Annotated in this window: 13 protein-coding genes; 1 reads left to right on the top strand and 12 read right to left on the bottom strand. The window is 64.7% G+C overall.

Going from position 1 to position 12080, the window contains the following annotated elements; all coding sequences use genetic code 11:
* Nucleotides 1–29 precede the first annotated feature (29 nt).
* Nucleotides 30–335, top strand: coding sequence for an EF-hand domain-containing protein (locus tag E8L03_RS17535; RefSeq protein ID WP_171268045.1), 306 nt, complete (start codon nucleotides 30–32; stop codon nucleotides 333–335).
* A gap of 74 nt (nucleotides 336–409) precedes the next feature.
* Here E8L03_RS17535 and hemC read toward each other — a convergent pair whose 3' ends face one another.
* From hemC to E8L03_RS17475, 12 genes are all read right to left on the bottom strand, one after another.
* Nucleotides 410–1372 carry a hydroxymethylbilane synthase gene (gene hemC, locus E8L03_RS17530; protein WP_144305172.1) on the bottom strand — a complete coding sequence of 321 codons (963 nt, stop codon included), beginning with the start codon at nucleotides 1370–1372 and terminating at the stop codon, nucleotides 410–412.
* Between the two features lie 102 nt (nucleotides 1373–1474).
* The gene (locus E8L03_RS17525; RefSeq protein ID WP_144305173.1) at nucleotides 1475–1717 is read right to left on the bottom strand and encodes an FmdB family zinc ribbon protein; all 243 of its coding nucleotides are present in this window, start codon (nucleotides 1715–1717) and stop codon (nucleotides 1475–1477) included.
* Between the two features lie 65 nt (nucleotides 1718–1782).
* Nucleotides 1783–2436, bottom strand: a complete 654-nt coding sequence (locus tag E8L03_RS17520; RefSeq protein WP_144305271.1) for a D-sedoheptulose 7-phosphate isomerase — start codon at nucleotides 2434–2436, stop codon at nucleotides 1783–1785.
* A 48-nt stretch (nucleotides 2437–2484) separates the two neighbouring features.
* On the bottom strand, nucleotides 2485–3306 hold the full coding sequence (gene amrB, locus E8L03_RS17515; RefSeq protein ID WP_144305174.1) for an AmmeMemoRadiSam system protein B: 822 nt from the start codon (nucleotides 3304–3306) through the stop codon (nucleotides 2485–2487).
* A 121-nt stretch (nucleotides 3307–3427) separates the two neighbouring features.
* Entirely contained in the window at nucleotides 3428–6721 is a 3294-nt protein-coding gene (locus E8L03_RS17510) for a tetratricopeptide repeat protein (RefSeq protein WP_216367913.1), read from the bottom strand.
* A 47-nt stretch (nucleotides 6722–6768) separates the two neighbouring features.
* The gene (locus E8L03_RS17505; protein ID WP_144305176.1) at nucleotides 6769–7776 is read right to left on the bottom strand and encodes a sigma-54 interaction domain-containing protein; all 1008 of its coding nucleotides are present in this window, start codon (nucleotides 7774–7776) and stop codon (nucleotides 6769–6771) included.
* Nucleotides 7777–7978: 202 nt separating this feature from the next.
* A complete protein-coding gene (locus E8L03_RS17500; protein ID WP_144305177.1) occupies nucleotides 7979–8365 on the bottom strand; it encodes a flagellar basal body rod C-terminal domain-containing protein in 387 nt (128 codons plus the stop codon).
* A gap of 110 nt (nucleotides 8366–8475) precedes the next feature.
* Nucleotides 8476–9261, bottom strand: a complete 786-nt coding sequence (gene folE2 / locus E8L03_RS17495; RefSeq protein WP_144305272.1) for a GTP cyclohydrolase FolE2 — start codon at nucleotides 9259–9261, stop codon at nucleotides 8476–8478.
* A 31-nt stretch (nucleotides 9262–9292) separates the two neighbouring features.
* Complete coding sequence (nikR, locus tag E8L03_RS17490; RefSeq protein ID WP_144305178.1) at nucleotides 9293–9712, bottom strand: nickel-responsive transcriptional regulator NikR; 420 nt, start codon at nucleotides 9710–9712, stop codon at nucleotides 9293–9295.
* Between the two features lie 19 nt (nucleotides 9713–9731).
* Nucleotides 9732–10493, bottom strand: a complete 762-nt coding sequence (locus tag E8L03_RS17485; RefSeq protein ID WP_144305179.1) for a class I SAM-dependent methyltransferase — start codon at nucleotides 10491–10493, stop codon at nucleotides 9732–9734.
* A gap of 68 nt (nucleotides 10494–10561) precedes the next feature.
* Nucleotides 10562–11512, bottom strand: a complete 951-nt coding sequence (locus E8L03_RS17480; RefSeq protein ID WP_144305180.1) for a YceI family protein — start codon at nucleotides 11510–11512, stop codon at nucleotides 10562–10564.
* Between the two features lie 45 nt (nucleotides 11513–11557).
* Nucleotides 11558–12037, bottom strand: a complete 480-nt coding sequence (locus tag E8L03_RS17475; protein ID WP_171268043.1) for a PilZ domain-containing protein — start codon at nucleotides 12035–12037, stop codon at nucleotides 11558–11560.
* Nucleotides 12038–12080 lie beyond the last annotated feature (43 nt).

The raw sequence follows: 12080 nt of genomic DNA, 5'->3' as shown, positions 1-12080 counted from the left end.
GCGGACTCCGTCACACGCGATCCCCCACCATGCCGCGACTCCTGCCCCACATCACACTCTGCCTCGGCGCGGCCCTGCTGCTCCTGGCCGTGCACACGGCGTGGGCCCAGCGCATCGGCCGATTCCGCGCCATCGACGCGGACAACAACGGCGTCATAACTGCCGCGGAGTTCGACGCGGTGTGCAACTTCTCGGGACAGGGATTCTTTGCCCAGGCCGCCGGGGAGGATGGCGCGCTGAGCTTTGCCGAGTACGACGCCTGGCTGGAACGCGTGCACGAAGGCTCGGCGCCGGACGGCAATGCCTGGAGCCGGCACTTTACGTGTCATCCGTGAGGGTGACCGCGTTCCCGCAAAAAAAAGCCCGCAAACGCGGGCTCTTCAAAATATTCCGTAAAAATAGATCCAGCTTACGACGGCGAGGGTGCTTCCTCGTCGCCCAGTCGGCCGTAGACCTCGTCGAGGATGGCCTTGCCCCCGGCGTCGAGCACTTCCCTGGCCAGGTCCAGGCCCATGGCGTAGGACGTCTTATCAGACGCGGCAGGTCCGCTGCACTCGCGCCGGATGACCCGTGTTCCGTCCTCGTCTGCCACCAAGCCGGTGAGCTGCACGGTATCGCCCTCCAGCACGGCATAGGCCGCGATGGGCACTTGGCAGCCGCCGTCCAGGCCGGCCAGGAAGCCGCGTTCGGCGTGGACACGGAGCATGGTCTCGCGGTCCTTCAAGAACTCAAGCAGACCGATGACGCGATCGTCGTCCGCTCGGTACTCGATGCCCAGAGCGCCCTGGCCCACGGCTGGCAGGAACCGGGGCGGGCCCAGAATCTCCATGTGCGGCGCGGTAAGGCCCAGGCGCTTGAGGCCGGAGGTGGCCATGACGATGGCGTCGAACTGGCCTTCCATGAGCTTGCGCAGGCGGGTGTCCACATTGCCGCGCAGGGACTCGATTTTCAGGTCCGGGCGCAGCGCCAGCAGCTGGGTCTGGCGGCGCAGGCTGGAGGTGCCCACCACAGCGCCCTGCGGCAGATTGTCCAGGGTCTCGTACTTCACACTCAGAAATGTGTCTGTGGGCTCCTCGCGCACCGGCATCACGCCCAGAACCAGACCGCCGGGCAGCTCCGTGGGCACGTCCTTCATGGAGTGCACGGCCAGGTCGGCGCGGCCGTCCAGCAGCGCGTCCTCGATCTCCTTCACGAAGAGGCCCTTGCCCCCCACCTTGGCCAGGGGCACGTCCAGAATCTTGTCGCCCTTGGTTTTGAGCACCAGGAGCTCCACCGAAAGGCCGGAGTGGGTGGATTCCAGGGCGTCCTTGATGTGGTTGGCCTGCCAGAGGGCGAGCTTGCTGCCCCGCGTCGCGATGACGAGCTTGTCCATGTCGTGCCTTTACGCTCAGAGATTGAGAAGACAAAGAGGGAGGCGGGCGCTCTGCCCGTCCTCCCCCTCGGGAAGATCAATACGGTGTGGCCGGGCCGGGAATCAGCAGGTGGAGCAGTTGCCGCCCGAGCAGCCGGAGCACTTGGAGGGCGAGGTGCCCCCCTGGGCGCGCCACTGGGCCGCCTTGCCCACTCCGTTGTCGCCGCCCATGCTGAAACGGCAGCAGGACATCAGCTGCTGGGTATTTGCAGAGCCGCACTTGGGGCACTTCACTTCTTCATCCTTGACGACCAGCTCCTCAAACTCATGTTTGCAGGACTGGCACATGAAATCATGCATAGGCATATCCGGGTTCCTCCTTGGAAATCATCAATACGAGGTATAAGACCTCGTCGCCGCGCGTCAATCGCCTATTCGCCCTCTTGGCCGGGAATCGTCTCCAGGGAAGCGCCCATGCGGATATACTCGGTGATCTCCGCGACGTTCTCGAAGAGGAAGTAGTCGATCAGCTTGCACAGCATGTGGCCGGCGGCAATGTGCACCTCCTGCACCAGGGGCGTGGACTTGCTGGGAACAAGCAGCGCGTGCTGGCACAGGTGCGCCATCTCCCCGCCGTCGCCGCCCAGCAGACCGACCCGGACCATGCCCATGTCGGCCGCGGCCTTGAGCGCCTGGACCAGGTTCTCGCTGTTGCCCGAGGTGGAGATGGCCACGAGCACGTCGCCCCGTTTGCCCAGGCCCTGCACCTGCTTGCGAAACACCTGATCGAAGCCGTAGTCGTTGCCGATGGCCGTGAGGGCCGAGGTGTCCGTGGTCAGGGCGATGCCGGGCAGGGGCGGGCGTTCCAGCTGGAACCTGTTCACGAGCTCGGCCGCAAGGTGCTGGGAATCTGCCGCGCTGCCGCCGTTGCCGCAATAGAGGATTTTTCCGCCGTCGGCAAGTGAGACGGCCATCAGCCTGGCGATCTCCTCGATACGTGCGGCGTTCTCGGCAAAGAAGGTCTCGCGGAGCACTGCGCCTTCCTGGCCGTAGCTGCCAATCATTTCCAAGACTTCCTGGGACATGCTCATGATTTGCGCGCCTGTCTCACGCGTGGGTGCAAGGGAGATATATCAGCTGACTACGGCGCCGGCGTAGCCCACCACCTGGTCGAAATCGCCGCTCACATCGCCGGATGTGGCGTACTCCACGATCTCGGCCTTTGTCGCGCCCATCTCCAGGGCGGCGGTCATGGCCAGGCTCATGGGCAGCACGCCGCACATGGTGATGTTCCGTTCGCGCACTGTCTGGAAAAGCTGGCGCGGGTCCAACGCTTTTACGGCGTCCAGGGCCAGCGTGTCGAGCTCTTTGGCCCGCCTGGCGCTCACGTAGTGACTCATGTCGGAGCTGACCACCATGGACACGGGCTCCTCCCACGAGGCCAGCAGCCGGCCCAGGGCGCGGCCCGTTTCCTGGAGCACCTCGAAGTGCGGCTCGGCCACGGCGATGGGCACAATGGAGTACGACGTGTTGCGCCGCTCGCCCAGCTCCAGAAGGAACGGGGCCATGACCTCCAGGGAGTGCTCGTACAGATGGGCGGAGCTGTCCTCCGCAAACTTGGGCGCGGCCTGCAGAATCGCGGCGGCCAGAGACTCGTTCACGGGGATGGCGCCGCCCGGGATGTACCATTTGCCGCTCGGCCACACGGCCAGGGGCAGGCCGTTGCCCGTATGGTTGGGACCCAGCAGCACAATGGTGGAAGCGAGGTTGGCCCGGCCCAAGGCCATGCCGGCCACCCGGCCCGAGTACACATAGCCGGCGTGCGGCGCCATGGCCAGAATGGTGCGCTCCTGGTCCATGGGACCGGCAGCGTCCAGATATGTGCCGATCTGATCGTACAGGCGCCGGGGGTTGTCGTCGTAGAACCGGCCGGCGACTATGGGGTTCCTGTCCATTTCCGCTCCTTCACGCTTCGCGCCTGCAATGGCCGAGGCGCGGTTTCATGAAGAGCCAGCATACGCCTGAGAAGGGAGCAACGCAAAAGCAGGGAGGCGATTCCCCCAAAATGCACCCGCCTCAGATGTTCGGGGCGAGCTGTCTGGCGTCCTTCACCAGACCCTGGGTGCGCAGGTCCATATCGGCCATGCGGCCATACAACGAGTTCGGGTTGTTCTTGGCAAGATCTTCCAGAATGGCGCGCCACTGCTGCACGTCCTGCGCCTTGCGGTAGAGCTGGGCCATGCGGTACCGCGCCGCCGGCCACTGGGGATCGGACTGCTGGAGCCGTTCGAGGTAGTCCAGGTTCCAACCGATGGCCTCGCGGATACGGCCGCCACCTTCGGCGATCTCCACGAGCATGGGCAGAAGGTCGTCGATCTTACCGGGGTCCTTGTCCGACTCCAGGAAGTACTCCAGGCTGTCCCGAGCCATGTCGTAGGCCTTTTTCAGATCGCCCTGCTTGCGCGCGTTCACGGCCATGAAGTACTGGGCGTAGGCCCGGCGCAGGGGGTCGAGCCCGTCGTCGCCCGTGAGGCTGGCCCACATGGGCGCGCTTTGGTCTTCCTGGCCCAGATTCTCGTAGGCCAGGGCCAGGGCGTAGTTGTACTCGTCGCGCGTCTTGGGCGTGACCTCCCAGCCGTCCACGATGGGCCGCATGTTGACGATGCGGTCCCAGTAGCCGTTCTCCAGGGCCACGGACAGGGCCAGGTTCAGCGCCATCTCCGAGTACTGGGGCATGCCCTCGGACACGAGGAACGGCGAGACCAGGTTCCACGCCTGCTCCGGCCGGCCTTCCTTCCAGGAGGACAGGCCCAGGGCGATGCGCGTCTTGGGGGCCAGATCACCCACGATGTCGCGGATGGCCGGGGAGCCGTCCCACAGCCGCATCGCGCCGGCGTAGTTCTCTTCCTTGACCATCGTATCCACCAGCTTGCCAAAGGCGTCCGAGGCCACCTCCTTGGCACGCGGCATGAGCGGGCTTTCCGGGTAGCGGGTCAGAAAGTCCTGTATGGCCACCAGGGTGTCGCGTTGCTGATTGCCGTGCATATACCACATGGCCAGCTTGAGCTGCGCCAGGGGCGCCAGGGCGCTGTCCGGATGCTTGGACACGATCTCCTTGTAAATGTCCTCCGGCGCCGTGGTGTACGGCTGGTCGAACACGGTGAACATGTCCTGCGTGGTGGGCTTGTCGTAGATGCCCTTCTCGGCCAGGCGCATGCGGGCGATGAGTCCGCCCTCCCGCTCCGGGTACTTCTGGGCGGTCTTCTGGTAGACTTCACGCGCGGCGTCCAGCTTGCCTTCCTTCACATAGATGTCGCCGATGCGCGCCAGGGCCAGGTCGGCCTCGGGCCCTTCCGGGTCCAGGTTGTAGAAGGTCCAGAGGTTCAGCTTGGCCTTCTCGTACTCCTGGTTCTGGTAGCTCACGTCGCCCACCAGCCGCAGGAACGGCGGGTACTCCACGTAGAACCGCGGCCAGCGTTTTTCCAGATAGTCCACGATCTCCGCGGCCTGCTCGTCAAAGCCGAGGCGTTCCAGGGAGCGCGCCAGGCCAACGCCGGACTCGCGCACGTACTTGGTGTCCGGAAACTGCTGGATGATGTACTGGTAGCTGTCCGCGGCCTCCTGGTAGCGCCCGTGCTTGAAGTAGTAGTCGCCCCAGTAGAAGTAGGTCAGCGGGATGTTCTCGTTGCCCGGATACTGCTTGCGCAGGATGTTGAAGTACGCCTCGGCCTCGCGGGGGTTGTCCACCTCCAGGTTGATGACCCCCATCTTGAGCAGCGCCTGAGGCGTGGACGACGACTGCGGATTGAAGTTCATGGCCGCCTTGTAGGCGCTGGTCACGGTCTCATAGTTCTCGCGCATGTCGTCGCGGTGAAGCGCGTACTGCGAATCGGCCAGGAAGTAGAGCACCTCCTCGCGCTCGGCGTCCGTCAGTCCCGGTGCGCCGCGCAGCTGCTTCAGCTGGGTCAGCGCCGTCTCGTACTCCTCGTTGACAAAGGAAATCCGGGCCTGATCCAGAAGCTCCGCCGTCGTGGGAATGGGCTCGCCGTCCGGCCCCGTGCGGTTCTGCTCCTCGCCGGATGCAGCGGCCGTTTCCGGCATGGGCATCTGATCCAGGCTTGCTGTCTCGTCCAAAGGCTCCGGAGCAGTGCCGGCCTGCGGGGTCTCGGCTGTCTGATTGTTCGCCTGGGCGGCCTGCTCTCTGGCAGCGGCCTCCTGCCTGTCCGCGGTCTCCCGGGCCTGCTTGGCGGCTTCGGTATCGATGACCGGAGGCGGCGGGACCTCGGCGTTCTCGGCCGTGGCATTCCCCGCCGTGGCGTTCATGCCGGGCATGTCCATGAGGTACTGCTGCGGCGCCTGAATATCCGGGGTATCCGCGGCGGCCTGCTGCGGGCTCTCTTCGGCCTGGGTCGGCGTGGACCTGCGCAGCACCGGAGCCACCTCGCCGGGTTTGGCCATGGGTGCGCGGAGCTCGTAGGAGGGACCATTGTCCGCCACAGCCATGGTGCCCTGGGCTGGCTGGGATGTCCCGGCAGAAGACGGCGCGGCCGCCTCGGAAGCGGCAGTTTGATTTGTCTCGGTCTTTGTCGGCTCGGGCTCGGGCCTGGCCTGTGTCCCTTCTGGTGAACGCGACGGCAGGGACGAGCGGAAAGAGAATGACGGCGCGGATGCTGCGGCCGGTTCTGACGGAGCCTCCACCGCAGGCGACGTTTCATTGGCGGCCGAAGCGGCCGGCATGGCGGATGGCTCCTGAGTCGGTGCGGGGGGCGCGGGCTCGGCAGTCAGGGTATCGGGCCTGGCTGCGGCAGCAGTCTCCCCAGCCGGCTGCATGGCTTCCGGCGCGGGCTGAGGCTCCGCCTTGGCCTCAGGCGCTGGTTCCGGCGCGGCAGGCTGTTCCGCGGGCTGGGATTCGGGCTGGGCCGCGGGCTGAACGGGGGGCTCCTCTGCGCCGGGCTCCCAGCGAGCGCCCATGGAGTCCTCGAACACGTCCACCACCAGCTTGTCCGCGTCCTCCAGCACAAAATGGAGGTAGCCGAAGGTGTCATTCCGCAGATCGATGCGCAGCCCGGTATCGGTGGGTTTGATGTCCTTGGCGTTGGCCCCGGTCTGCATCAGCAGCATGGGCGGCCTGCGCTTTCCGGCCCAGAAACCATCGGGCAGCGTGATGTCGATGCTGGTCTTGGAGGTGCGGGCGATGGAGTACTTGGGCACGTCACCGTCAAATTTTACGACGATGCGGTCCTTGTCCGGGTGCTTGCCCCAATAATAGTTGAAGGCCTGCGCCGACGGGGGCGCGGTCAGGACAACGGCCGCAGCGGCGACCGTCAGGAGAAGGGTCCGGAAAGCTCCGGCAAGACGTGATAATACCACGGGAACCATGTAGGCAACAATTGTGCCAACTCCATCCCAAGCGCTCGCTATTTGTCGAGTCCCTTTTTCTTGAGCTTCTCGATGAGCGTGGTGCGCTTGATGCCCAGAATTTCCGCGGCCTGGTTCTTCACATGGCTCGCTTCCTCCAGGGCTTCTACAAGCAGGCGGTCCTCCACGGCGTCGAGAAACTCCTTGAGGCTCAGCTCGCGATCCCTGAGGTCCTGCAGCCTGGGCCAGGCGAACCCGGCCGGAACCGGCTCCGGCTGGGGCGTGGGCGCATCGCCCACCTCGGAGCGTATCTTGGGCGGCAGGTCGTCCGGCGTGATGGACTGCCCCTCGCAGAGGATGGACATGCGCTCCATGAAGTTTTCGAGCTCGCGCACATTGCCGGGCCAGCTGTAGGCCAGAAGCATGTCACGCGCCGTGTCCACGATCTTGAGCAGGGGCCGCTCCTTTTTCTTGCAGAAGCGTTCCAGAAAGGCTTCCGCCAACAACATGACGTCCCGGCCGCGATCCCGCAAGGGCGGCAGATGCATGGGAATCACGTTGAGCCGGTAGTAGAGGTCCTCGCGGAAACGGCCTTCCGCCACCTCGCGTTCCAGGTCGCGGTTGGTGGCGGCCACAATGCGCACGTCCACGTGCTTGGCCTGGGTGCCGCCCACGCGCTCGAACTCCTTTTCCTGGAGCACGCGCAGAATCTTGACCTGCAGGGAGAGGTCCATCTCGCCGATCTCGTCGAGGAAGATGGTGCCTGTGTCGGCCAGCTCGAACCGGCCGGCGCGGGAGCGGATGGCGTGGGTGAAGGCGCCCTTCTCGTGGCCGAAAAGCTCGGACTCCAGAAGCTCGCGGGGAATGGCGCCGCAGTTGACCGGGACGAACGGCTTGTCCCGGCGCTGGCTTTGCGAATGCAGGGCGCGCACAAGAAGCTCCTTGCCCGTACCGGACTCCCCGGTGACAAGCACGGTGGAGTCCGTGGGGGCGACCTTGGCCACAACCTTGAAAACATCCTTCAGGACGCGGCTCTCGCCAATGATCTGGTCGCTGTCAAATGCCATGCACACTCCCTAGTGTCGAATGCGCCCCGGCGCGCATACCTCCTCAGTGTCAACGAACTGACAGGAAGTCAACCCGAATTGCTAAAAAAGTCTCAATAAAATCTATACATGCAGATGTAGCGGACGCGAAAAAGCACAGCCCGGCCGGGCCCGGGAGCCTGAATTTACTAACGGCTGTGCGCATTGCGGGCGGTTGTGGCGTTCACACGAGCTCGTCCAGGACGGTGCCGATCATCTCGTCCCAGGTGCGGATGGTCGCCGCATTGGCGGCGTAGGCGCGTTCGGTGGTCATCAGGTTGACCATTTCGCGGGAAAGATCGGTGTTGGAGCCCTCCACCCACTGGTACTCGGCCTCGATGCGGCCAGTGGCCGGGTCTTCCACGGGCAGAAGGCTCTGCACCATGGGACCGGTCGAGGTGTCCTGCGTGATAGAGGAGACCTGCACGCCCTGGCCGCCATAGCCTGTCTCCAGGTCGGCGCGGCTGGCCTTGAAGCCGTCGGTGTTCACATTGGCGATGTTGTTCGCCGTGACCTGCGCGCGGGTAGAGAAGGCGTTCAACGCCGAGATGCTGGTGTCGATGGTGGACATGGAGACCTCCCGTGTCGCCGGCGCGTGTTCTGCAAAGGATGCGAACAGTTGCGACAGCGCTCCTTCATCACGTATCGGCCGGCGGCGACGATTTCTTTATACCATGTCCCCTATGGCCTCACAACCTTCTCAATGCTCGCGTAAGCGTCGTGATCATGGATGGATTCCTGGCTGTGCACCTCCACCCGGAACCAGCGGATCTGCGGGTGACTCTCCAGAGTGTGCGCGGCAGCGCGCACCACATCCTCCACAAAGGCGGGGTTGGCGAATGCCTGCTCGGTCACAACCTTTTCGTCCTCGCGCTTGAGCAGGCTGTAGACAGGAGCGGACGCCGCATCCTCGGCAATCTCCACCAGGTCCTCCAGCCAGACAAAGCCGTGGAAGCGGCAGGCGATGGTCACGATGGCGCGCTGGCTGTGCGCCGCCGTCTGGTTGCAGATTGCCAGGGAGCACGGGCACACGGTCATCACCGGCACGTCCACCTCCAGCAGGAAGGACGGCCGCTCCGACTCCGGACCTATCTCGCCGGTCAACCGGCACTCGTAGCTCATCAGGCCGGGAATCTTCGTGCTGGGGGCGTGCTTCTCCATAAAGTAGGGAAAGCGAAACACGACATACGCCCGCTGGGCGGCCAGGCGGCTGCGCACGTCGATGAGCAGGGACTTGAGCGTCTGGTAGTCCAGCGTCTCCTTCCAGGCGCTCAGCGCCTCCACCAGACGGCTCATGTGCGTGCCCTTGGAGGAAGCGGGCAGGTCGGCCCCCAAGTCCACCTCGGCCACGGTGTGCTGATGCTCCCTGGCCCTGTCCCGAACCACCAGCGGCAGGCGCAGGTTCTTCACGCCCACGCGGTCGATATCTATAGGCACCTCGGCCGGGGTGCTCTGCACGTCCTCCATGGGCGCTGCGGCCGTATCCGAGCTGGCCATGCTAGATGATATCCTTGCCCGTGGTGGTCAGGGTCAGCTTGCCGTGCTTGACGCCCTTGGTGGAGATGAGCCGTTGGCCCAGGGTGCGGATGGACGTGCCCGGCCCCTTGAGCAGCAGGACCTCCAGGCAGTTGTCGTGGTCCAGATGGGCATGGATGGTCGAGATGATCACGTCGTGCGCGTCGTGCTGAATCTCCGTCAGCCGCTGGGCAAGATCACTCTTGTGGTGGTCGTACACCAGGGTGAGCGTGCCCGCGATCTCGCGGTCCGTGTCCTCCCACTCCTTCTGGACAAGGGTGTTGCGAATGAGGTCGCGAATCGCCTCGGAGCGGGTCTGGTAGCATTTTTCTTCACAGAGCGCGTCGAACTTTTCGAGCAGTTCGGAATCGAGCGACACACCGAAGCGGATGGTCTGACCCATACGGCCTCCCGGTCTGGTTTTACAGCAGGGTGATTTCCCACAAGTTGACTGTGACGCCGTGGCCGGAATCCCCGAAGGGCCGGACCTGTCCGGCGTAGACTCTTTCCTGGACCATGCGGGAGACGGCAAGGCCTTCGCTGTCTGCGGCGGAGCGGAAGGCGGCGAAAACGTCGCGGCTGGGCTCGGCCAGCACGGCCCGTCCGTCCCTGGCTATGGTCTGGGAGAGAAAGCGCGCCAGCGGCGGACCGAAGCGACTTTCATACATGATGTCCCCGCAAAGTACGAGGGGAAAGGCATTGGGCGTGAAGGCGTTCTTGCGCCAGTCCATGACCACCCAGTTGAGGGCGCCGATATTACCGAGGTTCGACGCGTTGAGCCTGGCGATGCGCCTGGCGTTGACCAGGGCCGGATGCTCGTAGTCCATGCCCACGACGCGGCCGCCCAGAGAGGCCGCTACCATGGCGATGAGCCCCAGGCCACAGCCCAGGTCCAGCACCCGCTTTCCCTGCACCAGCGCCTTGTTCTTTGCGCACCAGTGGGCCAGCAGGATGGATGCCGGCCAGACCTCTGTCCAGTATGGAAGGCGCTCGTCATCGGCGAACTCCGGGCATGCGGCTGTCCGGTTCTCGTCTTCGGAGACCATATCCTCCCAAAGTGCTTCCAGATCGGCGTCGCGTTCCACGATCCACCGCTGGCCGCCGAGATCGACCTCGAATCGCTCGGGTCCATCGTCGGCGTAGGAGCCGTAGGCGTTGCCGCCGTCGTCATCTGCGCGAATCATGCGCCCCCTTATGCCCTGCCCTCCTGCGGCAGGCAAGTCCCTTCCCGGCAAGCCCGGGACACGCGCGATCAACGCAGCACGAGCCGTATCTGGAAGGAAACGAGATCGTAGACAAGGTGAAATCCCAGGTTGCGGAAAAACTTCCCGGAGCCGTAGACAGCGCCCCACATGGTGCGGTCCAGGTCGAAGTGCGCCTCCACGGAAATGCCGGGCTCCAGCCCGGTTTCCGGGTCGCCGTCAAAGGGCCGGATCGTGGCCGGAAAGCTCAGCGCATGGGACACGCCGCGCATCTCCAGCCGGCCGTGAAACTCGTAGTTGGGCCTGCCGGGCGTGGCGTCCCGCAGCATGGTGGCGGAGTCCAGCACATATGTCGCCACGGGGAAATGCGCGGTGAGAAAGAAGTCCTCCGAGGCGAGGTGCGCGTGCAGGAGCTGGCGCAGCGTCTCGTTCCCTGAAAGGTCCAGATCTTCAATGGTGCGCATGTCCACCTCGAAGAGGCCGTCCATGGAGCCGTCCACCACCTGCATCTTGCCATGGGTGACGCGCGCCGTGCCCACGTGGCGGCCCTTGGCGCTGCGACCTATCCACTCCACCAGGCTCTCGGCGCAGGCCACGGCATAGCCCCCTTCGGCCGGTTCGAAGAGCCCTTCGGGCTCCGGAGAAACGCCGGCGTGGCTTCCCTCCACGGCGAGCCCGGCCTCGGTCCAGGCGTCCAGCCCGCCGGCCAGGATGTGCACGTCGCTCCAGCCGGCATGCACCAGCTTTTCCGCGGCCATGGGCGCATCCAGCGTTGAGGCTCCGGCCCCGTAGACCACTACGGGCATGCTCTTTTCCGGGCATATTTCGGACATCCGGTCCAGGAACACGACCTCGAACACACAGGCGTTCAGGGAGTCCGGAATGCGGCGTTTCTCCCAGTCCTCGGCGAGCAGCACGTTGACGAGAGCGAATGGCCTGCCCTGTTCGAGCCTCTCGGACAGCTCGCTGGGGGTCATGCTTCGAATGCCAGGGACTTTCATACGCTGCTCCCGGGTGTTTGGTTCAGGGTACGAGTACGACCGTGTTTACGGCATCAGATAGAAGCCGATGTCGGAATCGCGTTCCGGCGCGCCCACGAAGCGGCCGCTCACATGCAGCCCCTCGGTCTTGCGGACCTCCACGGTGCGCTGCTTGACGGGCCGCTTGGGTGTGTCCAGGGTGAAGCGCACCTTGACGACCATGCCGGGCTGCAGCGAATGCGGCGCTACCGTGGCGAACCGGATTCCGGACTGGGACAGGTCCTCCACGACAATATCGTCGTCCTCGCCGGTTTCCGGATTGCGGTAGGTGCCGTCCAGGTCCACCTTTTTGCGAAAGTGGCGGCGGAACTCCACCGTGGCCGTGAATCGCTCGCCACAGCGGCAGCCTACCGTGAAGAACCTTCCCAGATCGCGCAGCGACTCGATGGGTACGGTCCGCGAGTATCTGCACTCCGCGCACTGGATGGAAACAGTCTGCCCATCCTCGCTGTAAAAGACGTACGCGCCGTCTGCATTCCTTTGCATGTATCCCCCAGTAGGGGCACTCTACCAGTATCAGCACATATGT

The sequence above is a fragment of the Oceanidesulfovibrio marinus genome, from assembly GCF_013085545.1.
Taxonomy (GTDB): Bacteria; Desulfobacterota; Desulfovibrionia; order Desulfovibrionales; family Desulfovibrionaceae; genus Oceanidesulfovibrio; species Oceanidesulfovibrio marinus.
The sequence above is the reverse complement of the archived record's forward strand: the minus strand, read 5'-3'. Positions and strand labels throughout refer to the sequence as shown.

Coding starts and splice junctions, on each gene's coding strand:
- E8L03_RS17535 (WP_171268045.1), top strand. CDS start 30: ATGCCGCGACTCCTGCCCCACATCACACTCTGCCTCGGCGCGGCCCTG.
- hemC (WP_144305172.1), bottom strand. CDS start 1,372: ATGGACAAGCTCGTCATCGCGACGCGGGGCAGCAAGCTCGCCCTCTGG.
- E8L03_RS17525 (WP_144305173.1), bottom strand. CDS start 1,717: ATGCCTATGCATGATTTCATGTGCCAGTCCTGCAAACATGAGTTTGAG.
- E8L03_RS17520 (WP_144305271.1), bottom strand. CDS start 2,436: ATGTCCCAGGAAGTCTTGGAAATGATTGGCAGCTACGGCCAGGAAGGC.
- amrB (WP_144305174.1), bottom strand. CDS start 3,306: ATGGACAGGAACCCCATAGTCGCCGGCCGGTTCTACGACGACAACCCC.
- E8L03_RS17505 (WP_144305176.1), bottom strand. CDS start 7,776: ATGGCATTTGACAGCGACCAGATCATTGGCGAGAGCCGCGTCCTGAAG.
- E8L03_RS17500 (WP_144305177.1), bottom strand. CDS start 8,365: ATGTCCACCATCGACACCAGCATCTCGGCGTTGAACGCCTTCTCTACC.
- folE2 (WP_144305272.1), bottom strand. CDS start 9,261: ATGGAGGACGTGCAGAGCACCCCGGCCGAGGTGCCTATAGATATCGAC.
- nikR (WP_144305178.1), bottom strand. CDS start 9,712: ATGGGTCAGACCATCCGCTTCGGTGTGTCGCTCGATTCCGAACTGCTC.
- E8L03_RS17485 (WP_144305179.1), bottom strand. CDS start 10,493: ATGATTCGCGCAGATGACGACGGCGGCAACGCCTACGGCTCCTACGCC.
- E8L03_RS17480 (WP_144305180.1), bottom strand. CDS start 11,512: ATGAAAGTCCCTGGCATTCGAAGCATGACCCCCAGCGAGCTGTCCGAG.
- E8L03_RS17475 (WP_171268043.1), bottom strand. CDS start 12,037: ATGCAAAGGAATGCAGACGGCGCGTACGTCTTTTACAGCGAGGATGGG.